The sequence below is a fragment of the Pseudomonas mucidolens genome (genome assembly GCF_900106045.1).
GTDB lineage: Bacteria > Pseudomonadota > Gammaproteobacteria > Pseudomonadales > Pseudomonadaceae > Aquipseudomonas > Aquipseudomonas mucidolens.
In genome coordinates, this window is record NZ_LT629802.1 from 2,341,014 (window position 1) to 2,366,384 (window position 25,371).

Annotated in this window: 23 protein-coding genes and 1 pseudogene; 2 read left to right on the forward strand and 22 right to left on the reverse strand. The window is 60.7% G+C overall.

Annotated elements, in window-relative coordinates:
• Positions 1 to 6: 6 nt before the first annotated feature.
• From BLU75_RS10900 to BLU75_RS10920, 5 genes and pseudogenes are all read right to left on the reverse strand, one after another.
• Positions 7 to 987 (reverse strand): methyltransferase, encoded by a 981-nt coding sequence (locus BLU75_RS10900; protein WP_084376583.1) that lies wholly within the window; start codon positions 985 to 987, stop codon positions 7 to 9.
• A 19-nt stretch (positions 988 to 1,006) separates the two neighbouring features.
• A complete protein-coding gene (locus BLU75_RS10905; protein ID WP_084376582.1) occupies positions 1,007 to 2,377 on the reverse strand; it encodes an iron-containing redox enzyme family protein in 1,371 nt (456 codons plus the stop codon).
• A 462-nt stretch (positions 2,378 to 2,839) separates the two neighbouring features.
• Positions 2,840 to 3,280 (reverse strand): annotated as a pseudogene (locus tag BLU75_RS10910) (DUF421 domain-containing protein); the annotation flags it as partial.
• Between the two features lie 8 nt (positions 3,281 to 3,288).
• Positions 3,289 to 3,804: a hypothetical protein gene (locus tag BLU75_RS10915; protein WP_084376580.1), complete on the reverse strand. Its 516-nt coding sequence runs from the start codon at positions 3,802 to 3,804 to the stop codon at positions 3,289 to 3,291.
• 14 nt (positions 3,805 to 3,818) lie between these two features.
• A complete protein-coding gene (locus BLU75_RS10920; protein WP_084376579.1) occupies positions 3,819 to 4,040 on the reverse strand; it encodes a PLDc N-terminal domain-containing protein in 222 nt (73 codons plus the stop codon).
• Between the two features lie 243 nt (positions 4,041 to 4,283).
• Between BLU75_RS10920 and BLU75_RS10925 the strand changes: the two genes are divergently transcribed.
• Positions 4,284 to 5,195, forward strand: a complete 912-nt coding sequence (locus BLU75_RS10925) for a LysR family transcriptional regulator (protein ID WP_084376578.1) — start codon at positions 4,284 to 4,286, stop codon at positions 5,193 to 5,195.
• A gap of 73 nt (positions 5,196 to 5,268) precedes the next feature.
• Here BLU75_RS10925 and BLU75_RS10930 read toward each other — a convergent pair whose 3' ends face one another.
• From BLU75_RS10930 to BLU75_RS10975, 10 genes are all read right to left on the reverse strand, one after another.
• On the reverse strand, positions 5,269 to 6,309 hold the full coding sequence (locus BLU75_RS10930) for an ABC transporter substrate-binding protein (RefSeq protein ID WP_084376577.1): 1,041 nt from the start codon (positions 6,307 to 6,309) through the stop codon (positions 5,269 to 5,271).
• 50 nt (positions 6,310 to 6,359) lie between these two features.
• A complete protein-coding gene (locus BLU75_RS10935; RefSeq protein ID WP_090221450.1) occupies positions 6,360 to 7,742 on the reverse strand; it encodes an aspartate aminotransferase family protein in 1,383 nt (460 codons plus the stop codon).
• Positions 7,739 to 9,187, reverse strand: a complete 1,449-nt coding sequence (locus tag BLU75_RS10940; RefSeq protein WP_084376575.1) for an APC family permease — start codon at positions 9,185 to 9,187, stop codon at positions 7,739 to 7,741. The genes BLU75_RS10935 and BLU75_RS10940 overlap by 4 nt, the downstream gene beginning before the upstream one ends.
• A gap of 67 nt (positions 9,188 to 9,254) precedes the next feature.
• Positions 9,255 to 10,748 (reverse strand): aldehyde dehydrogenase, encoded by a 1,494-nt coding sequence (locus BLU75_RS10945; protein ID WP_084376574.1) that lies wholly within the window; start codon positions 10,746 to 10,748, stop codon positions 9,255 to 9,257.
• Between the two features lie 15 nt (positions 10,749 to 10,763).
• Positions 10,764 to 11,933: an acetylornithine deacetylase gene (gene argE, locus BLU75_RS10950; protein ID WP_084376573.1), complete on the reverse strand. Its 1,170-nt coding sequence runs from the start codon at positions 11,931 to 11,933 to the stop codon at positions 10,764 to 10,766.
• Positions 11,926 to 12,600, reverse strand: coding sequence for a DUF1028 domain-containing protein (locus tag BLU75_RS10955; RefSeq protein ID WP_084376572.1), 675 nt, complete (start codon positions 12,598 to 12,600; stop codon positions 11,926 to 11,928). Before BLU75_RS10955 ends, argE begins: the two co-directional genes overlap by 8 nt.
• A gap of 10 nt (positions 12,601 to 12,610) precedes the next feature.
• The gene (locus BLU75_RS10960) at positions 12,611 to 13,021 is read right to left on the reverse strand and encodes a RidA family protein (RefSeq protein ID WP_084376571.1); all 411 of its coding nucleotides are present in this window, start codon (positions 13,019 to 13,021) and stop codon (positions 12,611 to 12,613) included.
• The gene (locus BLU75_RS10965; RefSeq protein ID WP_084376570.1) at positions 13,021 to 14,340 is read right to left on the reverse strand and encodes a flavin-containing monooxygenase; all 1,320 of its coding nucleotides are present in this window, start codon (positions 14,338 to 14,340) and stop codon (positions 13,021 to 13,023) included. The genes BLU75_RS10960 and BLU75_RS10965 overlap by 1 nt, the downstream gene beginning before the upstream one ends.
• Positions 14,341 to 14,596: 256 nt before the next feature.
• Complete coding sequence (locus tag BLU75_RS10970) at positions 14,597 to 15,322, reverse strand: haloacid dehalogenase type II (protein WP_084376569.1); 726 nt, start codon at positions 15,320 to 15,322, stop codon at positions 14,597 to 14,599.
• A gap of 42 nt (positions 15,323 to 15,364) precedes the next feature.
• The gene (locus BLU75_RS10975; protein WP_084376568.1) at positions 15,365 to 16,363 is read right to left on the reverse strand and encodes an NADP-dependent oxidoreductase; all 999 of its coding nucleotides are present in this window, start codon (positions 16,361 to 16,363) and stop codon (positions 15,365 to 15,367) included.
• 286 nt (positions 16,364 to 16,649) lie between these two features.
• On the opposite strand from BLU75_RS10975, the gene mgrA reads away from it, so the two are divergent.
• Positions 16,650 to 17,687: an L-glyceraldehyde 3-phosphate reductase gene (mgrA, locus tag BLU75_RS10980; protein WP_084376567.1), complete on the forward strand. Its 1,038-nt coding sequence runs from the start codon at positions 16,650 to 16,652 to the stop codon at positions 17,685 to 17,687.
• Between the two features lie 49 nt (positions 17,688 to 17,736).
• On the opposite strand, the gene BLU75_RS10985 is transcribed toward mgrA, so the two are convergent.
• The 7 genes from BLU75_RS10985 to BLU75_RS11015 form a co-directional block, all read right to left on the reverse strand.
• Positions 17,737 to 19,533, reverse strand: a complete 1,797-nt coding sequence (locus tag BLU75_RS10985; RefSeq protein ID WP_084376841.1) for a glycosyl hydrolase family 28 protein — start codon at positions 19,531 to 19,533, stop codon at positions 17,737 to 17,739.
• A 40-nt stretch (positions 19,534 to 19,573) separates the two neighbouring features.
• Entirely contained in the window at positions 19,574 to 19,942 is a 369-nt protein-coding gene (locus BLU75_RS10990; protein WP_084376566.1) for a 5-carboxymethyl-2-hydroxymuconate Delta-isomerase, read from the reverse strand.
• Between the two features lie 67 nt (positions 19,943 to 20,009).
• The gene (locus tag BLU75_RS10995) at positions 20,010 to 20,786 is read right to left on the reverse strand and encodes an ABC transporter ATP-binding protein (protein WP_084376565.1); all 777 of its coding nucleotides are present in this window, start codon (positions 20,784 to 20,786) and stop codon (positions 20,010 to 20,012) included.
• Positions 20,787 to 20,796: 10 nt separating this feature from the next.
• A complete protein-coding gene (locus BLU75_RS11000; protein ID WP_084376564.1) occupies positions 20,797 to 21,636 on the reverse strand; it encodes an ABC transporter ATP-binding protein in 840 nt (279 codons plus the stop codon).
• An 11-nt stretch (positions 21,637 to 21,647) separates the two neighbouring features.
• Positions 21,648 to 22,565, reverse strand: a complete 918-nt coding sequence (locus BLU75_RS11005) for an ABC transporter permease (protein ID WP_084376563.1) — start codon at positions 22,563 to 22,565, stop codon at positions 21,648 to 21,650.
• A gap of 62 nt (positions 22,566 to 22,627) precedes the next feature.
• Complete coding sequence (locus tag BLU75_RS11010; protein ID WP_084376562.1) at positions 22,628 to 24,238, reverse strand: ABC transporter substrate-binding protein; 1,611 nt, start codon at positions 24,236 to 24,238, stop codon at positions 22,628 to 22,630.
• Between the two features lie 50 nt (positions 24,239 to 24,288).
• The gene (locus tag BLU75_RS11015) at positions 24,289 to 25,326 is read right to left on the reverse strand and encodes an ABC transporter permease (RefSeq protein WP_084376561.1); all 1,038 of its coding nucleotides are present in this window, start codon (positions 25,324 to 25,326) and stop codon (positions 24,289 to 24,291) included.
• Between the last annotated feature and the right edge of the window lie 45 nt (positions 25,327 to 25,371).

Below are 25,371 nucleotides of genomic sequence, written 5' to 3' on the forward strand. Positions count from 1 at the left end.
GGACGATCAGTTCAGACGTGTAACGGTCAGGGCTACAGCGGCGATGCGCTCGACGCGCTCGTAGCCGGGTTTTTCCAGCTCCTCGCCGAACACGTCGGGGTCCAGTTCGCGATAGGTCCAGCCAAAGGCGTCGTCGGTCAACACGCTGCGGGCGGCCTCCAGGAACGGATCGCGGCCATCGACCATCGCCACGCCGGTGTAGAGCAGTAAGGTGCCATCGCGCTCAAGGCGTGGCAGCGCCTCTTGCAGGATGCGCAACGACAGTGCTTCACCCAGCGCCCCGCCGCCGTGACGGTAGGCTCGCTGCTGGCCGTCCTTCATGTAGGGCGGGTTGGCCAGAATCAGGTCAAAGCGGCCGTCGACGCTGTCGAGCACATCACTGTGGTAAACACTGACATTGCGCACCTCGGCCAATTGCGCATTGACCGCGCTCAGGCGCAGCGCCCGCGGGTTGATGTCCACCGCCAGCACCTCGGCTTCAGGTCGGCCACGCGCCACCAGCAAGGCTCCGGCGCCCGAACCGCAGCCGATGTCCACCGCGCGGCGGATCGGTGCGAAGCGCTGGCGCAGGCACTCCTCAATCACGCTGGCGAAGCGGTAGGTGTCGGGGCCAAAAAATACAGAATCGGCGTCATCGGTGGGAAACGCCGAATGCGCCAGCAGCAGTGGGCCCAGAGTCGACCAGCGCACAGTGCTGTGCCAACGTCCGTGCGCCTTGACGATGATTCCGCTCTGTTGCAGCTCCAGCCACTCGGCCGCCTCGAACACATCAGCGTCGAAGGGACGCGACCAGCCGAAAATCCCGCGCATGTCACGGGCTGAAGTGTTGTGCGTACGCGCATTGACCCGATGGTGCGTCAAGGGCGTGGGTGTAATGAAGCGGTATCCGTCCGCCTGCAGCCGACGGCCAAGGTGCAGTAGCGCCTGATCGGCACGCGACTGGGCCGATGACACAGGGAGCGGGGAACACAGGGTTGAGTCGACCATGCACGGGTTTCCTTGTCGGTCAGCGCATGCCTGCGCGCAGTTCAATAAAACGTCGGGTGGCGAACAGGCCGGCGGGACGGTGATGGCGATGAGGACCCAGCCACGGTGACAGAAGGGCCAACTGCTGTTCGACCGGTTGCCGCGCCAGAGCCTTGCGAAGGGCTCGGGTTTCCGGATCGTCCGGCAGGTCGTCCTGCGCAACCTGCTGCACCGGACGGCGGCGAGTAGCGCTTTTTACCTCGTGCCAATCCCCCGCAATCCAATCGCGCAGCAACTGTTTTTCGTAACCGCTGAACACACCAAACATCGCGGCGCCCGCGCCTTCGATCAATTGCCAGAAACGGCTGTCTTGCGGATTCTGGTGCCGTTTGATCCAGCCCTTGTCCTGCAGCGCCTGCAAAAACCCGCGCATCTGGCCGGGCTGCGCCAGCCACTGATTGACGCTCTTGCCTTCGAAGCGGCAATAATCGGAATGCATGTGCTGAGCGAAGGGGCGCTTGCGTTCAAGCATCGCCACCAGTTCGCGTTCCAGATCAAACGCCTGAATCACCGCGGTCGAGCTCACCCCGAGGTCATTCAAGCGATATCCGCGCCCTACCCGCTGCCAATAGTCCGCTGCGTCCATGCCGCGAGGCATCAACTCGAGAACTGCCTGCACAGCCCGACGCGCATGCCCGCTGCTGGCGTTATCGATGGTCACATGCAAGCTGAAATAGTAGGGATCGATGCCCAGCTCCCTGAGCTCGTAGGCGCAAATAAGCAGGTGCAGCGGCAGTTGTTCATAACCCAGGTTGTAGCCGAGGATTTCCGGCATATAGGCGTGGGCGCCCTGGCCGAGCGCCAATTGCAGCGCGCCTTGGTGGAAGTGTTGATCTTGCCAGTCGAAATCGCCTTCGCAGCCTTGCTCGGCCAGCAGACGTTGATAGATCGCGACATGGTTCTGCGCCGGCTCGCCATCGCCGAGTTCTTCCAGATAGGTGGTCAAGAGTCCGTCGTAGCGGTAATCGCGCCAGTGCGCGAGGACGCCGTAGAGCCAAGCGCCATCCACTTGCTTGGTCGGCGCCACGCATTGCAGGAAGTACAGCGCGTGAGCTTTGCCTTGAAAATAACGACGGCCATTGCCTTGCTGCCGACCCTGCAGGTACTGCGCATACTCCTGCGCAACCGCGGCGCAGTTGTGTTCGACCCAGTTCATTAACTGATCCGGGGATTCCGGCAATTGCATGGCCTCGGCGTCACCGACCAGATCCAGTTGCGCCTGCAGAAAATCCACCGCCAGTTGCATGGATTCAGGATCAGACTCGGTGAGTAAGCGCTGGTACACGCTGAGCAATGGCCCCTCATCCTGCAACTGGCCAGATGCACCTTGCAGGGCTTGGAAGACGGTCATGAGACGCTCCTTTGATGGTTCACCCGGCACCGCCGCCAATGACTATCGGCAGGCAAGCACACGCCGGGTACACATGAAGAAAACCGGCAGTAAATGCAATCAGGCAATGCAGACATAGCAGGCTCCAGCGGCATGTTCCTATTCGGGCAATCGACGGCTGCCAGTGCTTATCGCTGGACGTCTTTTGTGCCTCTAATACGAGAGAACAACCCGCTACGAAATAATTCCATCGGCGTGCGCCGTACCCTGACCAAGGGTTTGCAAAACAAGCTGTGGCGCCAGGTATGGTCAGGGTTTCAAGCGATTTTCATCTTCCGGGCCCGGCCTCACCCGCGCCCCTTTATCGTTCGGTGCCTGCTCGCCCTCACCTTCCCTGGAAACCCGCTGATCGTCGGTGAGCCCCTCTCCGACGCTCTTTTCCGGCAATTTTTCGCGAGTGTCCCGAATGGAGTCATCGGCAGACTCATAAGGAATGATTGAAATTTTTCCGTTGCGCTCAAGGATCCCGAACTTGATCTGTTTGATCTCAATAATGCCCTGGCCGGATCGGGCCGCTTCAAGAATGTCGTCTTCATCCACTCGCGCCTGTTTCAAGCGTTTGTAGAGCACCTGCCCATGTTCGACCAATACGGTCGGTCCACCGTCGAGCAGACGCGAAAACCACTTCGAACGCTGCTTGACCAGCGAACAGCCAATATCGATAGCGATCAGCGTGACGATGACCAAAGTCGCGTTGATCAAGGAGAAATCATCGCCCAATAACGCCTGCTGGGTCGCTTCACCGATGACCATCAACAACACCAGGTCGAAGGTGGTGAGTTCCGCCATGGAACGCCTGCCGCCGATTTTGAACAGGATCATCAACACCAGGTAAATGGCGGCCGCACGCAAGACTGAATCCATAGTTGCCCCTAGGGATAAATGAATTGAGAGAGGGGCACTACAGGCCCCTTTTCCAGCGAGACCCGAGTATCAAAACTGCCCACGCCATCGCTGCGCAAAGACACGTGCAGTACCGCCCGTCCGTGGTTGTCGCTCAGCACCCACAACCTCATGCCCTCACCGGCAGTACTCGCCTTGAGTGGTTGAGGCTGCAGCATTTCGATATCGAAACCGCGTAGCAGCTCGCCGCTGATCTCGATCTCGAGGGGCGCTCGCGCTGTACCTTGCATATAAATCACCAGCGCACTGGAAGAACCATTGCGCGCGAACCGTTGGTATTCCACCCGCAGTTGTCCATCAGCGCTGCGCGCGTGCGTGGTACTCAGGGGCCCCTTTGAGAACAACCCGGCCAACGTCAGCCCGATCAGCACAACCAGCACATACCAGCCCAATCGCTCGAAGCGCCAGACTTTGCGTTGCAATGCCATGTCTTCACGCACTGGATAGTCACGGCTATGCAGGTCGCTATGGCCTGGCCTCTTCATATCGGATTCCCGGCTCAGCCCTTACTGTGTTCAGGCGAGGACGGGCCCTTGGTGACACCGCGCGGGCCGGCAACGGCCCATATTGCCGCGCCGACATACGGCAATAACACGACGACCGCGGTCCACCGCGCTTTGCTTCCCCGTGTGTTGTCGCTTCGCCATAGGCTATTGATGACCCACAGGTCGAGCACTACCAGGAGAACTGCCAAGCCGATCCAAAAATAAGTGGTTTGCATGGTGCACCTCCAAGTTATGTACTTTTAGGTTGTGGATACACGGGCGGGGTTCATTATTTATTAGCTTCAAGACGAACGGGTTGAACTGCAGCGGCAGACGGATTGCAGGCTTGCAGTGCATCTCGGCGGCTCAAACCCAGTTTTAATATCGCCACTGCCCAGGAAAATCCGTAGCGACGCCCGTCCCGGCTATCAACGCCACAAGGTAAAGTAGGTAAAAAACCATCCGGATCGAGGTGTGCAGTGGCGTCCTATTCCTTGCGTCAGTTGAAGTATTTCGTCACCACCGTCGAATGTGGCAGCGTCGCTGAAGCATCCCGCAAGCTGTATATCGCTCAACCATCCATCGCCACGGCCGTCAAGGGACTGGAAGACAGTTTCGGCGTGCAGTTACTGATCCGCCATCATGCCCAGGGCGTTTCGCTGACGCCGGGTGGCGCACGCTTCTATCGCAAGGCCCAGGAACTGCTGCGCATGGCCCGGGAGTTCGAGCAGAACGCCCTGGCCGATAACGATGTGGTCAGCGGGCAGATCGATATCGGTTGCTTCGAGACGGTCGCCCCGCTCTATCTGCCGCGGCTGATCGCAGGTTTCCGCCAGCGTTTCCCCGGAGTGGAAATCCGCCTGCAGGACGGCGAGCAACAGGAACTGGTGCAAGGCCTGACGGGTGGACGTTTTGATCTGGCGATTTTCTATGAGCACGATCTGGACAGCACCATCGAGACCGAAGCGCTGATGGCGCCACAGCGGCCTTACGCATTGCTGCCGGCTGGGCATCGTTTTGCCGGCCAGGCCGAAGTGTCGCTGCGCGATCTGGCGCTGGAGCCGATGATTCTGCTGGACGTGCAACCCAGTCGCACGTATTTCGTGAGTATCTTCGAGGAGCTGGGCCTGACCCCGAACATCGTGTTCAGCTCGCCCTCCATCGAGATGGTGCGTGGCATGGTGGGGCAAGCGTTCGGCTTTGCGCTGCTGGTGACGAAGCCGCATTCAACCTGCACCTACGATGGGCAGCAAGTGGTGTGCGTCAACATCGCCGAGGACGTGACCGGTTCGGCGCTGGTGGCGGGCTGGCTCAAGCGTACGCACCTGACCAAACCGGCGCAGTTGTTCGTGGATTACTGCAAAGAGCAATTCAAGCAATGGCTGGTCTGAATACAACGCTTGGAAGCCTGTCGCGTAGATACCGTCTTGAACCACACCGGTATCTGCGACAGGTTCTGTTTGGTCAGCGAGCAGCCCAAGCGTTAAAGCGTTGCTCCAGTTCCTCGCCATGGTCAACCCAGAACTCGGCGTCCACCGCCCGTGCTCCAGCCAGGTTGGCCTCGGCGGTGGGCAATTGATCACGTACGGCCGCGGGCAACAAGGCCAGGGTTTCACGATGCACAGGGCCGTAAGGGATGTTTTCCGAGAACACTTTCTGCGCTTGTGGCTGGCTGGCAAAGGCAATGAACTGCTCAGCCAAGGCCTTGTTAGGCGTGCCCTTGACCACGGCCCAGTACTCCGGGTCGTACAGGCTTTGCGACCAGACGATACTCAGCGGCACACCTTCCTTCTGCGCTGAAGCGATGCGCCCGTTATAGGCGGCACTCATCACCACGTCACCCGCTACCAGCCACTGCGCCGGCTGCGCGCCCGCTTCCCACCACTGGATGTCCTGCTTGATCTGGTCCAGCTTGGCGAATGCCCGCGATACGCCTTGCGGTGTGCTCAACACGTTGTATAACTCACCAGACTTGACACCGTCGGCCAGCAAGGCGATCTCCAAGGTGTACTTGGCGCCCTTGCGCAGACCGCGCTTGCCCGGGTACTTGGCAACGTTCCAGAAATCAGCCCAGGACTTCGGCGCCTGGGCCAGTTTGCGCTGGTCAAAAGCCAGCACCATCGACCAGACATAAGTCGCCACGCCGCACTCGGTGAGGGTTCCCGGCACAAAATTCGCCGCATTACCCAGCGCGGTCAGGTTGAGTCGCTCGAATAACCCTTCCTCACACCCGCGCAACAGCTCGGGGCTTTCGACTTCGACCACGTCCCAACTGGTGTGCCCGGCCGACACCATGGCCTTGATCTTCGAAAGTTCTCCGTTGTATTCGCCGGCCACGATGTTTCCCGCACCGCTGGCGTTAAAGGGTTGAAAGTAGGCCTTGTCCTGGGCCTTCTTGGTGGCGCCGCCGAAGGAAATCACGGTCAGGTTTTGGGGCGCGGCCAACGCGTTGGTACTCAACAGCACCAGGGCACACGCAACAGTGCAACGCAAGGATCTGGACATGAAGCGGTTCCTCGAAATGCCGACTCGCCCGCACGAGCCGGCGACGGGACTCAGAGGCGACCGTAAGCGCGGGCGGTGCGATCTACAGCAATACGGGTCTTATCGACCAGTTCATTGATGTCGGCATGGCTGGCCACCAACGCCGGCGCCATGATCATCCGGCCCAACGTGGAGCGGATGATCAGGCCTTCCTCAAAACCAAAGGTGCGGCATTGCCAGGCCATCTCGTTTTCATTGGCAAAGCGCTTGCGGCTATCTTTGTCTTCGGCCAGTTGCAACGCTGCTACCATCCCGACGCCCTGGATTTCACCGATCAGCGGATGGTCGGCGAAGGCTTCGCGCAGGCAACGCTGCAGGTACGGGCCGGTGTCGGCCTTGACCTGCGCCACAATGCCTTCGTCGCGCAGCGCCTTGAGGTTGGCAATCGCCACCGCCGCAGCCACCGGGTGCCCGGAATAGGTCAGGCCATGGGCGAAGACTCCGCCCTGCTCCACCAATACCTCAGCCATGCGTTTGGACAGAATCAGCCCGCCCATGGGGATGTAGCCGCTGGTCAGGCCCTTGGCGATGGATAAAGTATCGGGCTCAAAACCGAAGTATTCGTGGGCGAACCACTCCCCGGTACGACCGAAGCCGCCAATCACTTCGTCGGCGCACAACAGCACGTCATACTGACGGCAGATACGCTGGATTTCAGGCCAGTAGCTGTCTGGCGGGAAGATCATGCCACCAGCGCCCTGGAACGGTTCGGCGACGAACGCTGCGACGTTGTCGGCGCCCAGCTGAAGAATTTTTTCCTCCAGTTGCCGAGCGGCGCGCAGCCCGAACTCGGCGGGTGTCAGGGCACCTTCATGGGCGAACCAGTACGGTTCATCGATATGCGCCACATCTGGAATCACACCGCCCATTTCATGCATGAACTTCATGCCCCCGAGGGCCGAGGCGCCCAGGGTCGAGCCGTGGTAGCCATTCCAGCGACCGATCATTATTTTCTTCTGCGGTTTACCGAGGATCTGCCAGTAGCGGCGCACAGTGCGAATCAGCACCTCGTTGGCCTCGGAGCCGGAGTTGGTGTAGATGGCGTGGCTGTAGTGATTCGGCAGCAGGCTGAACAGCAACTCCGACAGTTCCACCACCGCCGGATGGGTGGTGTGGAAGAACATGTTGTAGTACGGCAACTGTTCCAGCTGGCGGCTGGCCGCGGCGGCCAGGTCCTGGCGGCCATAACCCAGGTTGGTACACCACAGGCCGGACATCCCATCCAGGTAACGCTTGCCATCGTTGTCCCACAACGCCAAACCCTCGCCGCGCACGATTACCCGAGGCCCTTCCGCGTTGAGGGCCTTCTGGTCGAGAAACGCATGGATATGGTGCGCCGCGTCCAGCGCCTGATACTCACGGGTGCTGCGAGTTGCCTTGAGTGATGCGTTCATTGCAGGTCTCCTTGCTTATTGATCTTTTCGGAAGAAGTGCCCGGTACGGCCGCCAGCGGCTCGGGCTTGAACAGCGGTTTGCGCATGACGCACTTGACCCACACCACCGCAATCAGCGAGACAATGCCCAGCACCACACCGGCGCTGGCAAAGATCGGAACAGTCATTTCGGGGCTGGGGGATACATGCCAGATGGCAAAGAGCATGCCGGCTATGCCGAACAACTGCGGCAACGGGTAGAACGGCGTACGAAACGGCCGATGCGCGTTGGGATAACGCCGGCGCAGGGCGATCACATTGATGTGGGTGATGATGTAGGCCAGCAGCCAGGCCAGGGCGGCAGCCAGCAACAGCAGGTTGATGGCGTCCGGGTTGTCATGCATCAGTAACAGCGGCAGGCCGGTAACCGCTGCCACGAACAGCACCGCAACCCACGGTGCACCGCTGCGCTTGCCTCGAAGCTTGAACACCCCGAAAGCCTGGCCGCTGCGGGCCATGCCCAGCAACATGCGCGGAATCGCCGCGAGGGAGCTGTTAAGCGTGCTGCAGGTCGCGGTGATCGCGGCAGACACTAGAAACACCTGTCCCGCCTCGCCAAATACCGTGGTGGCGAACAGATAATGTGGCAGGCCGTTGCTGGCCAGCTCCGCTTGCGGAACGGTCAATAGAGCGCCCAGGCAGTACAGGCAAATGATCACGAAGATCACCGTCAGGCCGATCATCATCGAAGCCGGGATGTTGCGCTCCGGGCGACGGGTTTCCTCCACCAGCGGACAAACGAACTCGGCGCCGACAAAGCCCCACACAGCCATCGCGGTCAATGCAATCACCCCCAGTCCCAGGGGATTCCAGCCGGACGTGGCCACCAGCGTCGAGATACTGCCGGCGCCCTCGCTTGTCACCGCTCCGAGGCCCATCACCAACAACATCACCGTCATAACCAGCGCCAGCACGGTCTGCAGGCGCGAAAAAATGTCGATATTGAACAGGTTGAGTACGGTGAACAGGCACAGCACGCCCAGCGCCACGCTCAGCGGCGGCATCGCGTGCGGATAGACCTTGTCGATGATGAACTCCATCAGCAGCAATTCCGCCGACAGGGCAAACATCGCCACTACCACGTAACCGGAGAACGTCGCCAGAATCGCCGGAAACTGACCGATCGCGACTTCGGTATAACTGCTCAGGCTACCGGCACGAGGAATCATCAATGCCAGTTCGGAGAACGAACAGGCGTAACTCAGCGCCAACAGCCACGCCAGGGTCAGGGGTATGACAAAGCCCATGCCGGCGATCCCGACACCCTGCAGCATCAACACCATGACGCCTTGGGAAACCACCAGGCCGACGGCTACCGCCAATAGGGCGCTCAAGCCGAGGCGTCGGCGCGAGCCCACTGAGGTGGGAGTAACGTTTTGTAGCGGCACGCTTGAGGAACTGTCCATCGGTTGCTCCGTTTTCTTGTTTTAAGGGAGAACAAATCGATTGCCGGTGAAACCTGTGAAGTCGTCGTCAGCTACGCAACTGGATCCAGGTGGTTTTGAGTTGGGTGTACTTGTCGAACGCATGCAGTGACAGATCGCGACCGAAGCCCGACTGCTTGCCGCCGCCAAAGGGCACCGTGACGTCCAGCGCATCCACGGTGTTCACCGACACCGTGCCGGCGTTCAGTCGTCGCGCAACGCGGTGGGCGCGGTTCAGGTCATCGGTCCACAGCGATGCCGCCAGGCCGTAGATATGCTCGTTAGCCATGGCAATCGCCTGTTCTTCGTCATCGAACACACTGATCGCGAGGACCGGTCCGAACACCTCTTCGCGAGCCAACTGCATCGCGGGATGCACGTGGGTGAAAATCGTCGGTTCGATGAAGTTGCTCGATCCATCGACATTCAACTGCCGGCCACCACAGACCAGGCTCGCGCCTTCGGCGCTGGCCTGCTGGATGTAATGCATGATCCGCGCAGTCTGGCGGGCATCGACAATCGCCCCGGCGCGGCTCGACGGGTCCAGTGGATTACCGGGCTGCCACAGGCGCGCCTGAGTGATCAGGCGTTCGACGAACTCATCATGAATAGATCGTTGCACCAGCAGTCGCGAATTGGCCGAGCACACTTCGCCCTGGTTGAAGAAAATTCCGAACGCGGCTTTTTCCGCAGCCAGATCCAGGTCCTGACAGTCGGCAAACACCAGGTTCGGACTCTTGCCGCCGCACTCCAGCCAAACCTGCTTGAGGTTCGATTGCGCGGAGTACTGCATGAAGTATTTGCCAACCTCGGTGGAGCCGGTGAACACCAGTGAGTCGACATCCGGGTGCAAGCCCAACGCCCGCCCCGCCTGCTCACCCAGCCCTGGCACGACATTCAGTACGCCCGCTGGCAAGCCCGCTTCCAGCGCCAGTTCGGCCAGGCGCAGGGCCGAGAACGGTGACTGTTCGGCAGGCTTGAGCACCACGCTGTTGCCCGCGGCCAGCGCTGGCGCGAGCTTCCAGGCGGCCATGTCCAGCGGAAAGTTCCATGGCACCACCGCCGCGATCACTCCCAGCGGAACCCGGGTAATGGTCGCCAGGACATTTGCCGCCGAAGGCGCGACCTGATCGTAGAGTTTGTCCAGGCTTTCGCCATACCAGGCGAACACATGGGCGGCGCCGGGTACATCGATGTTCCAGGCGTCCATCACCGGCTTGCCCATGCTCAAGGAATCCAGCAGCGCCAATTCCTCGCGGTGCGCCAGCATCAATTGCGACAGGCGTAACAGCACGGCCTTGCGTTCGGTGGGCGCCATGCGCGCCCAAGGGCCGTGTTCGAAAGCCTTGCGCGCGCTGCTCACGGCGAGGTCGACTTCCGGTTCAGCGCAGGCCACCACGTTCGCCAGGCACTTGCCGGTGGCCGGGTTGACCACCTCCAGACGCGCGCCATCAGCCGCCTGCCGAGGCTCGCCATCGATCAGTGCGCTGTCGCGCAGGCGCAGTTGTGCGGCGCGGATTTTCCACTGGTTGAAATCGTTCACTGCAAATTCCTTGGGTCAGACGTCGTTGGGTTCACTGAGGTGAATCGCCAGGCGATCCATCAAGCGGTCGCAGGCCGCCATTTGTTCAACACTCACGTACTCGTCGGGTTTGTGCCCCTGGTCCATGCTGCCGGGACCGCAGACCACCGTCGGCACGCCCGCCTGATGAAACAGGCCACCTTCGGTGCCAAACGCCACCGTGCCGAATGCATCACTGCCACACAGCCGGGCAATCAGCCGCGCGGCATTGCTGTCCGGTGCGGTGGCCAGGCCCGGGTAGGCGCTGAGCTGTTCAAAATGAATCGCCGTGTCGGCGTGTACTGTGCGCATGCCTGGCAACAGCGCCTGCTCGGCATAGTCCTGTAATTGCGCGACGACGCTATGTGCCGTGAAGTCCGGCAAGGCGCGCACTTCGAAATCGAAACGGCAATCGGCGGGCACGATATTCAGCGCCGTTCCGCCTTGAATCACGCCGACCTGGACCGTGGAATACGCCGGGTCGAAGCGCGCGTCATGCAGCGACGGCGCGGCGAGGTCTGCGCCAATCTCGCCCAGGCGACCGATCAGGCGTGCGGCCTGCTCGATGGCGTTCACCCCGTAAGGTGCGTAAGCCGAATGGCAGGCCACTCCCTTGACATGACAGCGCATCGCCAATTTGCCCTTATGACCCAACACCGGCTGGAGACCGGTCGGTTCACCGATCAGGCACAGCGCCGGCTGGGGAATGCGCTGGGGCAACAGCGCGAGCAGACTGCGCACGCCCAGGCAACCGACCTCCTCGTCATAGGAAAACGCCAGGTGCACCGGACGGCGCAACGGGCTGGCCAGGAACAACGGCACCGCTGCCAGCACCGACGCCAGGTAGCCCTTCATGTCCGCCGTGCCACGACCAAACAACTTGCCATGAGCTTCGCTGAGGCAAAACGGCTCAACCGTCCAGGCCTGTCCCTCCACCGGCACCACGTCGGTATGCCCCGACAACACCACACCGCCGGCCACTGGCGGACCGATGCTCGCCAGCAGGTTGGCCTTGGTCCGTTCAGGGTTGTAGATCAACTCGCAATCCACCCCAAGGTCTTGCAGATAACCGCGTACGAATTCGATCAATGCCAGGTTCGATTCGCGGCTGACCGTGGCAAAACCCACCAGTCTGGCCAACAGTGCGCGGCTGCGCAGCTCATTCATCGCCCGGCACTCCATAGCGGGGGGCCAGGGTCGGATCCAGGGCGCGGGTCAAGTAATCCTGCAACTGCGGCTGGTAGGCGAGCCAGAGTTTTTCCAGTTCACCAATCGGGTTTTTCTCTGCCCAGTCGACCCGCAAATCGACAATCGGCCATGTCAGGTCACCGACCACCGAAAGGGCCGCCGAATGCACCGTCCCGGCTTCACCGCCCGCCGCCTGCCCCGCCTGCAACGCCTTCATCAGGCGCGCGGCTAGACATCCTTCGCTGCACTCGAATGCCGCGACCATGGCCGCGATCACCCCCACATCGGCCAACAGGTTGCCGGCGGCCACGCACTGCTCTCCGGCCAAGGCGTGGTGGTTGCCCAGAGCATGACTGCCGCTGAACAGCGCCGTGTTGCCGTGGGCGTCGACCACCGCTACCTGGCGGTACTGGCTATACCCGTTGCGCGCCAGAGCGCGATCCATAGCTTTTGGCGCGACCAGTCCCGCGGCCAGTTCATCCAGGATCTGTGGGCCCAGGGCCGGCAGCGTGATGTTCTGGCTGGCTACCGCCCCCACACCGGCGCGCAGCCAAGGGCAACGGGCGCCGACGGCGATGCTCGAGGAGCTGATTGCGATGCCTAGCTGACCGGTTTCGGTGCAGCGTCCGACAATGGAAAACGTCATGCTCAACTCCTTATTCGGGGATTACCGCGATCACATCGATTTCCATCAGCCACTGCGGCTGGCCAAGCGCGCTGACCACCAGACCGGTGGAAATCGGGAACACCCCCTTGAGCCATTTACCGACCTCTTGGTAGACCGGCTCGCGGTAGCGCGGGTCGACCAGGTAAGTGGTGGTCTTGACGATATGACTCAGGTCGCTGCCGGCCTCCTCGAGCAACTGCTTGACGTTGCGCATTGCCTGCTCGGCCTGGGCACGCGGATCGCCCAGTCCCACCAGCTGGCCGCTGAAATCCGTGCCGACCTGGCCACGCACGTAGACAGTGTTGCCGGCGCGCACGGCCTGGCACAGGTCGTTGTCCAGCGCCTGGTTCGGGTAGGTTTCTTTGGTGTTGAACATGCGGATGCGTGTGTGAGTAGGCATCAACGGACTCCCATCAGGCTGTTGTTCTTCGAAGGTTGCGAGTCGCGCTCGCATTGGCGCTCGCCGGCATCCCGATAAGCGAGATAGGTACGCTGTTTGGCGATGTGATCGGCGATGTGTCGAGCGTCATGCCAGACGCCCCAGATAAACGCTGAGCCCCGCCGCGACAGCCACGGCAGGCCAACGAAATACACGCCCGGCTCGCTGGATACACCGCGCTGATGCCGGGGCTTGCCGTTAGCGTCTAGTGCGTCGACCTGCAGCCAGCTGTAATCCACTGAATAACCGGTGGCCCAGATGACAGTGCTCACGCCGGCCGCGACCAGATCCAGTTCAAGGATCGGTTGAGTCAGGCAGTGCGGGTCAGGCAGCAACTCGCGAGCTTGCGGTTCGAGCGGCAAGTCCAGGCCGTTGCGCGCGATATAGGCATCGGCGGCGTCCAGCAGCGCCAGATAGTTCTCGTCGCCACGGGCAATGTTTTCAGCCAGGTTGGACTCGAATCTCACCACGCCGGCGTCGAACGATTGGGTCAGCCCCACCAGCGTGATGCCGTCATGGGCCAGACGCCGAAAATCCACTGTATGCCCACCACGCGCTCCGCTTACGGCAATGGTCACGTGCTCCTTGCCGGGCTGGACCGCCTCGGCATCCCACTCGCCAAGCACCCCCAGCCACCAGCAGAAATCACGCTTGCGATAGGCCCGGGGCGGACGGTCATGGGCGCCCACCGAGAGATAGACCTGCTTGCCGGCACGCTGCAATTCATCGGCGATCTGCACCCCGGACGAACCGGCGCCCACGACCAGTACCGCGCCCTCGGAAAGCTGTTGCGGGTTGCGATATTCAGCGGAGTGGATTTGCGTAACACCCGCCATTTGGGTCGCAATCGGCGGAATCACTGGCCGTTGGAATGGCCCGGTGGCAACCACCACATGCAAGGCTTCGATCCGGCCCTCGGAGGTTTCCACGGTGAAGCCCGGTCGAGCGCTATTACGCTGTACGCTCTTGACCTCTACACCTGTGCGGATCGGCGCGTTGAACTTGCTGGCATAAGCTTCGAAATAATCCGCCACCTGGTCCTTCGCGGCGAAGGCATCGGGCGCCAGCCCCTCGAATTCCAACCCAGGGAAACGGTCATGCCAGGCCGGGCCGTTGGCCACCAGGGAATCCCAACGCGCCGTGCGCCAGGCTTCGGCAATCCGATTGCGCTCCAGCACGAGGTGCGGCACCCCTTGCCTGCTCAAGTGCTCACTCATGGCCACGCCGGCCTGGCCGGCACCTACAACGAGCGTGTCTATCTGTACTGTTTCAACGGGCATGTCTGTGCACTTCCGGCAGTGGGCTTAATTCAGGCCGGCGTGGCGCCGACTCGGGTTGTGGTGTTTTTGTTGTTCTGCGGTTGCGGCTATCGAAGGGTGGTGTCGAGGCGATTGTGTTGGCAGGCGGGGATTTGCGAAACGAGGGTTTTTATCGTTGCGGGGAAGGAAAAAGCTGCATGCGCTGGGAAGGCGCATGTCAGCGGGGGTAAGACGCGGGGGTTGATCAGCGTGATGCGGGAAAGGCGGTGTAATCAGTTTACATACCCGGTGCTGCCTGAAACGCGTGTCCGAGTTCAATGAAATTCTCGGCCTGCCAGTCCCATTGCTGGGCCTCTCCAGCGTCAGGCGCCGGAGCTCCGCCGTACTCCATCGGACGATCAACATACGCGGTCATCAAGCCACACGCCCTGGCTGCCGCAAGATCACGGTGATGACAGGCGACCAGGCACAGTTGCTCTGGCGCCAACCCCAGCGCTTTGACCGTGGTGAGATAGGCGACCGGGTCCGGCTTATAGGTTTGCGCGAACTCCGCGCCCAATAGCGCATCCCACTGCAAGCCGTTATAACGGTTCATCGCGATCATCAACTGCACATTGGCATTCGACAAGGTCACCACGGGAAAGCTGCGGCGCAGTTGGGCCAGCCCTTCAGCAACATCGGGCCAAGGGTCCAGGCGGCGCCAGGCATGAGCAACGTGCCACAATTGGGCAGGATCAATCTGCCCGACATCCACGCCGTGGGCCTTCAAGACTTTCTGCAACGTCTCGTGGTGCAGCGTATCGAGCACCACGAAACCACGCTGGCCGCTGATGCAGTCGTTCATGGCTTGTGGGTACAACTCGCGCCATTGCAATGCAAACGTCGCGGGGTCGACCGATGGCAAGCAGCTGGAGAGGAATGCACGGGTTTCACGGGCGATGCTCGAATGCCAGTCAACCACCGTGCCGAAGACGTCAAATGCCAAGGCTTTGGGAAGTGTCATTGGGTTACTCCTCAGGTTATTCGTGACATTGCCCGTGGCCCGTCACTGGATCACGCTGATCACTACTTTACCTTTTGCCCTGCCCTTGTCGACATAGGCCAGTGCCTCTGCCGTAGATTCCAGCGTAAAGGTGCGATCAACCACAGGTTTAATCACGCCGGACTCGACGAGGCCGGTGATCTCACGCAACTGGCTGCCATTGGCCCGCATAAAAACAAAACTGTAGTCGATTGCGCGTTTGCGCGCCTTGCTGCGAATGCCGTAGCTCAGCAGGCGCATGACTTGCGTTAACCCCCAGGACAGCCGCTGCTCTTGCGCGAACAGTGGTGTTGGAGGGCCAGAAATGGAAATCAGCTGACCACCCGGCTTGAGGACTTTGAGGGAGTTGGCGAGTACGCCTGATCCAAGGCTGTTCAAGACGACATCGTAATCCTGCAGCACATTTTCGAAGTTCTGCTGCGTGTAGTCGATTACCAGGTCGGCTCCCAACGCCTTGACCCACTCGATGTTCCGGGTACTGGTGGTGGTGGCCACAAAAGCGCCCAGGTGCTTGGCGAGCTGGATAGCGACCGTTCCCACGCCTCCGGATCCTGCATGAATCAACACTTTCTGGCCTTTTTTCAGCTTGGCGGTCTGCACCAATACCTGCCACGCGGTCAGACTGACCAAGGGCAATGAGGCAGCCTGCACCATGTCCAGATTCTCGGGTTTCAGCGCAAGCGCTTCTTCCTTCACGCACGCCAGCTCGGCGAAAGTGCCGATGCGGGCTTCCTGCGCACGCGCGTACACTTCGTCGCCGGGCTTGAAATGCCGAACGTTGGCGCCCGCCCGCACGACCACGCCTGCCAGGTCATTGCCCAATACCAGAGGGAAAGCATAGGGCAGGACCAGCTTGAACTCGCCGCTTCTGATCTTGGAGTCCAGCACGTTGATACTCGCGGCGTGTACCTGGATCAATACCTCGTCGCCGCCGACTTCGGGAGGCGGTAATTGACCAATGCGGCCAGTATCCTTATAGCGTTCGATGAAAAATGCCTTCATGGTTCTGCTCACTCAATGGTGGTTTCGCTGAGGCAAGGCGCAGTGCCAGTTAACGACACTACTGTCGTTGATCATTGCCGACGTGCTGATCGCGGGGGTTACAGAATCATGATGATGGTCGTCATCTTAATCGTCAATTATTTTGATGTTGATCGACATCTATATATTGTACCTGCAGTGGGTCTTTGAGGATGTCAGCCACGACTTCAACCAGCTCCGCCCACACGAATGCTAACCTTGACCACCACGAACTCGCTCCATGCATACCCACATTAATGAGGATGTCATGACCTACACCGCCGCCGAAAACCGTTACGACTCGATCCCTTACCGACGCGTGGGCCGCAGTGGGCTGGTACTGCCAGCGCTATCTTTAGGCCTGTGGCACAACTTCGGTGACAGCACGCCGATCGACACCCAGCGCGCCCTGCTGCGCACGGCATTCGACCGAGGCATCAACCACTTCGACCTGGCCAACAACTATGGTCCGCCCTACGGCAGCGCCGAGGTGAATTTCGGGCGTCTGCTGCGCGAAGATTTCAAGGCCTATCGCGATGAGCTGATCATCTCCAGCAAAGCCGGCTGGGATATGTGGCCCGGGCCTTACGGCCAGGGTGGCGGGTCGCGCAAATATGTGTTGGCCAGTCTCGACCAGAGCCTGCAACGCCTGGGCCTGGACTATGTCGACATCTTCTATTCGCACCGCTTCGACCCTGATACGCCACTGGAAGAAACCGCCAGCGCACTGGCCACCGCCGTGCAACAAGGCAAAGCGCTGTACATCGGTATCTCGTCCTATTCCGGAGTAAAAACCCGTGAAATCGCCGCCCTGCTGCAGGAATGGAAAGTCCCGCTGCTGATCCATCAGCCAGCCTACAACCTGCTCAACCGCTGGGTGGAAAAAGACCTGCTGGACACCACCGATGAACTCGGCGCGGGGGTGATAGCCTTCACCCCGCTGGCCCAGGGCTTGTTGACCGACAAATACCTCAAGGATATTCCGGTGGATGCGCGGGTCAATCGTCCGGGTGGCGGTTCGTTGCAAGCAGCGCACTTGTCCCGGGAAAACCTCGCCCACGTGCGCGCCCTGAATGAAATCGCCCGGCGCCGTGGCCAGAGTCTTGCGCAAATGGCGCTGGCCTGGACGCTGCGTGATCCACGCGTGACTTCCGCGCTGATCGGTGCCAGCCGGCCGGAGCAGATTATCGAGAACGTCGCGGCACTGGATAACCTCGGCTTCAGCGCCGAGGAGTTGGCCGAGATTGATCAGTTCGCCCAAGAGGGTGGCATCAACCTGTGGGAAAAGCCTTCGACTGCCGAGTAACTCTCATCTGGTAGCGGCCCGGGTAATCAGCGGGCCGTTGACCACTCCATTACAACGGCGCTGGCCGCACATCCTCAAATGTCAGACCGTGGCTGCCCGACACCTGCCAGGGATTGGCGCCGTCGGTCTCGCTGAACACCACGTTGTCAAAGCGTGAGTCCTTGAGGCCAGCCAGCCGCGCCTTGGCCGGGCCACTGAAGCGCACGCGCTCGAAAACCAGCCCTTGGTGGTAGGCGTTCCGGCGGCTGTCACCCTTGACTTCAATCGCCGCGCCCTGGGCATTTTCGACGCTGACATCGCTCACATGAATGTCCTTGAACTGCCCGGCGACCGTGGACCGTTTGTAGTCGAGCTTGGCGTTCGGATCGTTGTAGTCGAGGGTGAAAATGAACGCTTGCTTGACGGTGTTGCGGAGCGCCGAATCACGGAAGGTGACATTGCGCGCGCCACCGTCCATGAAGTGAGTGCTCTTCATGCGCAGTCCCGCATCCGTGCCATCGGAGACATTGTCTTCAGCGAGGATGTTCTGGATCCAGGCCCCGGTATGGCTGCCAGCGACCACCATGCCGTGGCCCTTGCGAAAGTAATTGTTGAAGATCCAGGCATCTTCCTGGGGTTTCTGATGCACCGCATCCGCGCCAGTGCCTGCAGCGAAATTGACGCAATCGTCACCGGTGTCAAAGAAATTATTGAAAACCATCGCGCCCTTGCTGTTGGCGAACTCGATGCCGTCACCGTTATTCGCGTCGTAAGTCATGTGCGTGGTGTTGGCCAGTACGACGTTTTCGGTCTCCAGGTTCATGATCCCGTGGAATGCCGGGTTCAGCACGGTGAAGCCGCCGTAGAACACGTTTTTCACATCACGCAGGGTAATCAGCGATGAACGCATTTGCCCGTACGCATCCTTGACGTTCATGCCGCGAGCCACCGCCTGCTCCACCTGGGCCTTGGCCAGAACGCCGTCCTGCATATAGCGCGTGTTATCGCTGGGCAGGTACGACGGCAGCGCTTGCCCGCGCTCGTCCACCGTATCCGCCCGGCGCTTCCAGCCGTTGCCGTCGATCACGCCCTTGCCGACGATGCGGATGTTCTCGAACGTCTGGTGTTTACGCGGATCGCGCGGCAAGGCATTGATCAGCGAGGCCGGACGCACGGTGCTGGAATACGGGTATTGAATGTAGCCCGCCAGCGGATAGTCTTCGGCACGCTCGGAACCCAGCAGCGTCGCGCCCTCGGCAATTTCCAGGGTCATGTTGCTTTTGAGGTAGAGCGCCCCGCTTTTATAGGTGCCCTTGGGCAGCAGCACTTTGCAGCCGGGCACGCACGCATCGATGGTGCTTTGAATGGCCTGGGTATCAAGGTGACTGCCATCGCCCAGGGCGCCGTACTGTTTGACGTCGAACACTGGCGCCGGACGGGTGGTGCGCTGCACCAGCGCGATGCTGTCGGCGGACTCGCGACCATCGGCCCCTACCGAGCGCACGGTGAAGCGGTACTGGGTATCGGGCTTCAGCCCTTGAGCGGTGTAACTGTGGATACCGATGCGGTAATGGAAATTGGCGGTGTCCTGCTCATAGAACCAGTCTATATAGGGTTTTGCCGGTGACACTTGATCGTTGTTGGCAGTGGCGCTGCCCAGCAACGTGCCATTGGCGTAGATCCGGTAATCCTTGATTAGGCGATGATCGGCCGGCTTCTGCCAGACCAGGATGATGGCCTGGTCATCGAACGCCAGTGTAGGTACTTGCAATTGGGTCGGAGGGTCCAGCGCCCACGCGGGCAGACTTGCACCCAGCGCCAGCGCTAACGCCAGACCCTGGCAGACAACAGTAGTTGGATGCGGCATGGTGTTTTCCTTGTTTTTGCCTGCAATCACACCGGCGGCTTTACGCCGTCAATCCGGCTTCCTCGAAGTATTGGCTGCGGTTGACGAAGGTTTCTCGCGGCATCTCCCGCACGTCCATGGACAGCGCCTGTAGCTCAGGCAGCAAGGCCACCAGCGCGGCAACGGTGGCCGTGGCGAGACTGCGCTGTTGCTCGGCGCTGCGTCCAGCGAACAGGTACAGCGCGACGTGGATAAAGTCATCCTGGGTCGCGCCGCACCGGTAATGCGCGAAGGCATTCAGTCGCACCTTGAGATCCCCCGGTTTGAACAGGCCAAACCCGTCGAGGGCATCATGCACAGTGGCCAGTAGGGTCTGCTCGCCGACACGGCTCGCCAGGGGCGCAGAACAATCGATGATGCAATGGGGCATGTTTGACATCCTCAGGCAGCAAATCAGTGGGTGGTGACAGTGGCGATGGGGCTTGTCCTTATCTGTTTCAGTTGACCCTTTGGCGCGGGGACTCGCGACTGAAGTCTCGACTGGCCTGCACCAACATCTGCGTGTAGGCATGGCTGGCGCAGTTCTGGCTGAGCGCCTGGCTGTCGAGCAACTCGACGATCTTGCCTTGCTGCATCACCGCCACCCGGTCACACAGGTGCGTCACCACGCCAAGGTCGTGGGTCACCATCAGATACGTCAGTTTTTCACGTTGGCGCAGGTCAGCCAGCAAGTTGAGAATCTCGGCCTGGACCGATACATCCAGGGCTGACGTTGGCTCGTCCAGGAGCAGCACGCGCGGTTCGAGAATCAACGCCCGGGCAATTGCCACGCGCTGGCGCTGCCCGCCCGACAACTGGTGCGGGTAGCGGAAGCGGAAACTGTCGTTCAGGCCGACCTTGAGCAGGATTTCGTTGATCCGCTCGTCCTTGTCCCCTACCCCGTGAATAATCAGCGGCTCACGCAAGGCCGTGTCGATGGTGTGGCGCGGATGCAGCGAGCCATACGGGTCCTGGAAGACCATTTGCACCTGGCGAAAATGCGCTTTGGGAATCTTGTGCTGCAAGGGCGAGCCGGCAATGCTCAACTCGCCGTTCCAGTGCCGATACTGGCCGGCCAGACAACGCAGCACGGTGGTCTTGCCCGAACCGGACTCCCCCACCAGGCCAAAGGACTCGCCGTCGGCCACGCTGAGATTGACATCGTGCAGCACCTGGTTGGCCGTCGGGCCAGTGCCGAAACTCAGGTTCAGCGAATGCGCTTGAATCATGGACATGGTCAATTCCTCAGCAGGTCAGCCAGAGCGGATCGCGCTGCAACACCGGCAGCCGCTCGCGGCGGTTGTCCATGCTCGGCAGCGCGGCCAGCAGGCCACGGGTATAGGGATGTTCGGCGTACTGCAAATCACAGGCAGCCAGGGACTCGACCACCCGCCCGGCGTACATCACCAACACGCGATCACAGTAATTGCGCACCAGATTGAGGTCGTGACTGACAAAAATCAGCCCCAACGCCTGTTGCTCGACCAACTCCTCCAGCACACTCAACACCTGTTGGCGCACCGAGACGTCGAGGGCCGAGGTCGGTTCATCGGCGATGATCACTTGGGGCTGGGTGATCACCATCATCGCGATCATGATGCGCTGCCCCATCCCGCCGGAGACTTCATGGGGATACAGGTTGTAGACCCGCTGCGGATCGCGGATATGCACCTTTTCGAGCATTTCCATGACGCGCTCACGGGCCTCGCGACGACTGGCTTTGTGATGGGCCAGGTAGGCCTCGGCGATCTGGTCACCGACCTTGACCACCGGGTTGAGCGAGTATTTGGGGTCTTGCATGATCATCGAGATGCGCTGGCCACGAATTTTCTGCATGGCTTTTTCGTTGGCCGTCAGCAGATCGACTTCACCGAACTGCATAGCCCTGGCGCTGATTTTGGCACTGTTAGGGTGCAGCTTGAGCAAGCTGCGTCCCACCGTCGATTTGCCCGACCCGGACTCGCCGACAATCGCCAGTTTTTCCCGCCCCAGGGTGAACGATACGTCACGTACCGCATGGGTTTCTTTCTGGCCGTTGACGAAGCGCACATCAAGCCCTTCGACCTTCAATTTAATGGCAGACATACAGCCTCCGGTTACTCGCTGCGCGGATCAAGAATGTCCCGCAGGCCGTCGCCCAACAGGTTGAATGCCAGGCTGACCAGCATGATCGCGGCACCCGGAACGGCTACCAGCCACCAGCACTCCAGCATGTAGCGACGCCCGGTGGAAATCATCGCGCCCCACTCCGGCAGCGGTGCCTGGGCGCCCAGCCCAAGAAAGCCCAGCGCCGCGGCGGTGAGGATGATGCCGGCCATGTTCATGGTCAGCCGGATAATCACCGACGACAGGCACATGGGCACAATGTGCCGCAGGATAATCCGCGACGACGAAGCCCCTTGCAGCTCCACCGCGACCACAAAGTCAGCGTTGCGCAAAGACAGGGTTTCTGCCCGGGCCAGGCGCGCAATAGGCGGCCAGGAGGTCAAGGCGATCGCAACCACCGCGTGCTCCAGTCCTGGGCCGAGGGCAGCAATGAAAGCCAGCGCCAACACCAGGCTGGGAAACGAAATGAAGATGTCGGTCAGACGCATGAACACCGTATCGACGATGCCGCCGTAATAGCCGGACACGGTGCCGATAAACAGCCCGATGGGTCCGACAATCACCGTCACCAGCGCAATGATGTACAGGGTGATGCGCGAGCCGTAGACCAGCCGGCTGAAAATGTCCCGGCCGTATTCGTCAGTGCCGAACCAATGGGCCGCGCCCGGCGCCTGCAAGGCGTTGGCGAGGTTCTGTGCCACGGGATCGTGAGTGGCGATCCACGGCGCGAACGCTGCCACCACGATCAACAACATCGCGACCAGCAACCCGGCCAGGGTCATGGGGTTACGCAGTAAATGACGCAGCACACGCAGGCCGTTCTTGCACAAGGCATCGAAGCTGGACCCGGGTGTGCGTTCCGCCTGCCGCTTGGCGGTGGACTCGGTAGAAGACATGTTGGCAATCATTGGCATGTTCTCAGGTTGAAATGGAAATCACCCGGCGCGCCCATGGACGCGCCAGGTCGCATTCAGCGTTGTTTGTGCACGCCCAGGTAACGGGTTGCCAGCGCGTCATCGCCGTCAAAACCCTTGACGTCGGCGGCACTGACCACAGTGTCGGTCATTTGCGAGATCATCATGATTGGGCCGACTTGCGCGTCGTAAATTTCCTGGGCCTGGTGATACAGGCCCAGGCGCTGGGCGCTGTCGCGCTCCTGTCCTGCCTTATCGATCAAGGCGTTGAGTTGCGGGTTGAAGAACGCCGCACGCCAGCCTTGGAAGTTCGGCAAGCCGGCGTCATCGCTGTTGTCAGGGTTGTAGGCGAAGGTGCGCAAGCTGAAATACGGGTGCGGATAGCGCTCGGCGCCACGCGCCACGATGATTTCAAAATTGCGCGCACGCATCGCGCCATACACCTGGTTGCCGGTGCCGGTGACGATATTGGCCTTGATACCGCCCTCAGCCAGCGTCGATTGCAGGCGTGCCGCGATATCAATGAACGGCGGCTCGGACAAGGTTCGGATGGTGGTGGTAAAGCCGTCGGGATAGCCGGCTTCAGCCAGCAGCGCTTTCGCCTTGGGCACATCCATGTGATAGCCAGGATCCGGCAGGCGCGCTTCCAGGCCCAGTTGCATCGGCTGCTGGTTGAGCGTGCCGTAGTACGGCATCACTTGCTGATCCAGGCCCTTGTAATCGATCAGGTTGCGCACCGCCTCGCGTACCTTGGGCTTGGCAAACTCCGCTTGTTTCATGCTCATGGCCACGTAATACATGGTGCCGCGTTGCAAGGATTGCACCTGCAACTTGTCCGAACCGTCGATGGCGCGAATATCCGGGGCGGCCATGCCGTAGGCCAGATCCAGGTCGCCGCGCTCGAGCATCAGACGCAAGGATTGTGATTCGGTCATGTGCCGCACTACCACGCGCTTGAGCTTGGCCGCACCTGCCCAGTAACCCTCGAAACGCGTCAGCAGCAGCGAATCGTTGGCGCTCCATTTGGTCAGCACGAACGGACCGCTGCCGGCTTCGTTGGTCACCAGCCAGGCAGCACCGAGATCACCGTTATTCTCATGCGCCAGGACCGTCTTGCGGTCCACCACCACGGCACTTGGCGAAATTGCCAGCGAATCAACGAGCAGCAATGGGTCCATGACCTGCGGCAGGTCGATGACCAAGGTGTGGGTATCGGTGGCGCGGATCAGCCCCTGGATATTCTCGACGTTATAGCCGTAGGCTTTCCAGGTCGTGGCCAGGCCGTAATTAAGCTTCATCACCCGGTACAGCGACCAAGCGACATCCTCGGCGGTCAGCGGATTGCCGGAGTGGAACTTCACGTCCTGGCGCAAATGGAACGTCAGTTGCTTGCCGTCTTCACTGATATCCCAGCGTTCGGCCAACTGGGGCAGGTGTTTTTCCGGGTTGTTGTTATCACGTTTGATCAGGGTGTCGTAGAGATTGGCATTGACGCCCGAAGCGTCCAGGCCTGGGGCGTTGGCCGGATCGATGGAGAACAGATTGACCATGCTCATGCCGACGATCAACTGGTCGGACGGAGTTTTAGCGTTCACCGCAGTCATCGGGGCCAACGCCAGGACAGCGGCCATCAGACTCATGTGCAGGGTTGAGAAAGGGGTCTTCATTGAAAAAATCCTTGTTTTTATAGTTTTACCGTTTCGCAAACCGGCGAGGATTAACGGGTGCGCGGATCGAATACCTTGTACAAGGCATCGCTGATCAGGTTGAGCGCGACGAAAATCAGGCCAATCACCAGCACACAGCCCATCACTGCGTTCATGTCGCCGAGCATCAGGCTGCTGGTCAGGTACTGGCCGAAACCTGGCCAGGCAAATACCGTCTCGATCAGCACCGCGCCTTCAAGCAGGGAACCGTAGGCCAGCGCGACCACCGTCAGCAGTTGCACGAGAATGTTGCGAAAGGCATGTCCCCACACCACTTGGCGCCGGGACAGCCCCTTGACGCGGGCGGTGATGATGTATTCCTGGGACAGTTGCTCCAGCATGAAGCTGCGGGTCATGCGGCTGATGTAGGCCACCGAGTTCAAGCCCAGGATCAGCGCCGGCAACACGATATGTCGCAAGGCGCTGGCAAAAGCCTCCCAATCCCGCGCCAGGGTCGAGTCGATCAGCAACAGGCCGGTGACTTCCGGCACCATGCCGTCATACGCCAGGTCGATACGCCCGGCGCCACCGGCCCAGCCGAGCCAGGCGTAGAACACCAGCAAGCCCATCATGCCCAGCCAGAAAATCGGCGTGGAATAACCGAACAAGGTGATGACGCGAGCCACGTGGTCACCCAGTCGCCCTTGGTTACTGGCGGCACAGACGCCCAGCGGCAAACCGATCACGATCCCGAACAAAATCGCCAGCGTCGCCAGTTCGATGGTCGCCGGGAATACCCGCAGGATGTCCTCGAGCACCGGGTGGCCGGTCAACAACGCGTTGCCGAAATCACCGTGCAGCAGGTCATTGAGGTACAGACCAAACTGGGTCCAGATCGGCTGGTCCAGGCCCATCGCCCGATAGACCTGGTCATAGGTGGAACTGTCCGCGTCCGGCCCGACCACCGCCAGCACGGGGTCCAGCGGCATGACCCGACCAATGACGAAGGTCAGCGCCAGCAAGCCAAGCAACGTCACCAGCACCGTACCGGCACGCCGGGCAGTGTTGGAGGCACGGGTCCCGAACACCGAGGCAGTTGAAACAAACATAGTGAGCTCCTGATAGATCAGTCAGAGATGCACGTGATACCCGTG

What these genes read in the sequence shown, in the direction of transcription:
- BLU75_RS10900 (WP_084376583.1), bottom strand. Translation starts at nt 987, where the DNA reads ATGGTCGACTCAACCCTGTGTTCCCCGCTCCCTGTGTCATCGGCCCAG.
- BLU75_RS10905 (WP_084376582.1), bottom strand. Translation starts at nt 2,377, where the DNA reads ATGACCGTCTTCCAAGCCCTGCAAGGTGCATCTGGCCAGTTGCAGGAT.
- BLU75_RS10915 (WP_084376580.1), bottom strand. Translation starts at nt 3,804, where the DNA reads ATGAAGAGGCCAGGCCATAGCGACCTGCATAGCCGTGACTATCCAGTG.
- BLU75_RS10920 (WP_084376579.1), bottom strand. Translation starts at nt 4,040, where the DNA reads ATGCAAACCACTTATTTTTGGATCGGCTTGGCAGTTCTCCTGGTAGTG.
- BLU75_RS10930 (WP_084376577.1), bottom strand. Translation starts at nt 6,309, where the DNA reads ATGTCCAGATCCTTGCGTTGCACTGTTGCGTGTGCCCTGGTGCTGTTG.
- BLU75_RS10935 (WP_090221450.1), bottom strand. Translation starts at nt 7,742, where the DNA reads ATGAACGCATCACTCAAGGCAACTCGCAGCACCCGTGAGTATCAGGCG.
- BLU75_RS10940 (WP_084376575.1), bottom strand. Translation starts at nt 9,187, where the DNA reads ATGGACAGTTCCTCAAGCGTGCCGCTACAAAACGTTACTCCCACCTCA.
- argE (WP_084376573.1), bottom strand. Translation starts at nt 11,933, where the DNA reads ATGAATGAGCTGCGCAGCCGCGCACTGTTGGCCAGACTGGTGGGTTTT.
- BLU75_RS10955 (WP_084376572.1), bottom strand. Translation starts at nt 12,600, where the DNA reads ATGACGTTTTCCATTGTCGGACGCTGCACCGAAACCGGTCAGCTAGGC.
- BLU75_RS10960 (WP_084376571.1), bottom strand. Translation starts at nt 13,021, where the DNA reads ATGCCTACTCACACACGCATCCGCATGTTCAACACCAAAGAAACCTAC.
- BLU75_RS10965 (WP_084376570.1), bottom strand. Translation starts at nt 14,340, where the DNA reads ATGCCCGTTGAAACAGTACAGATAGACACGCTCGTTGTAGGTGCCGGC.
- BLU75_RS10970 (WP_084376569.1), bottom strand. Translation starts at nt 15,322, where the DNA reads ATGACACTTCCCAAAGCCTTGGCATTTGACGTCTTCGGCACGGTGGTT.
- BLU75_RS10975 (WP_084376568.1), bottom strand. Translation starts at nt 16,363, where the DNA reads ATGAAGGCATTTTTCATCGAACGCTATAAGGATACTGGCCGCATTGGT.
- mgrA (WP_084376567.1), top strand. Translation starts at nt 16,650, where the DNA reads ATGACCTACACCGCCGCCGAAAACCGTTACGACTCGATCCCTTACCGA.
- BLU75_RS10985 (WP_084376841.1), bottom strand. Translation starts at nt 19,533, where the DNA reads ATGCCGCATCCAACTACTGTTGTCTGCCAGGGTCTGGCGTTAGCGCTG.
- BLU75_RS10990 (WP_084376566.1), bottom strand. Translation starts at nt 19,942, where the DNA reads ATGCCCCATTGCATCATCGATTGTTCTGCGCCCCTGGCGAGCCGTGTC.
- BLU75_RS10995 (WP_084376565.1), bottom strand. Translation starts at nt 20,786, where the DNA reads ATGTCCATGATTCAAGCGCATTCGCTGAACCTGAGTTTCGGCACTGGC.
- BLU75_RS11000 (WP_084376564.1), bottom strand. Translation starts at nt 21,636, where the DNA reads ATGTCTGCCATTAAATTGAAGGTCGAAGGGCTTGATGTGCGCTTCGTC.
- BLU75_RS11005 (WP_084376563.1), bottom strand. Translation starts at nt 22,565, where the DNA reads ATGATTGCCAACATGTCTTCTACCGAGTCCACCGCCAAGCGGCAGGCG.
- BLU75_RS11010 (WP_084376562.1), bottom strand. Translation starts at nt 24,238, where the DNA reads ATGAAGACCCCTTTCTCAACCCTGCACATGAGTCTGATGGCCGCTGTC.
- BLU75_RS11015 (WP_084376561.1), bottom strand. Translation starts at nt 25,326, where the DNA reads ATGTTTGTTTCAACTGCCTCGGTGTTCGGGACCCGTGCCTCCAACACT.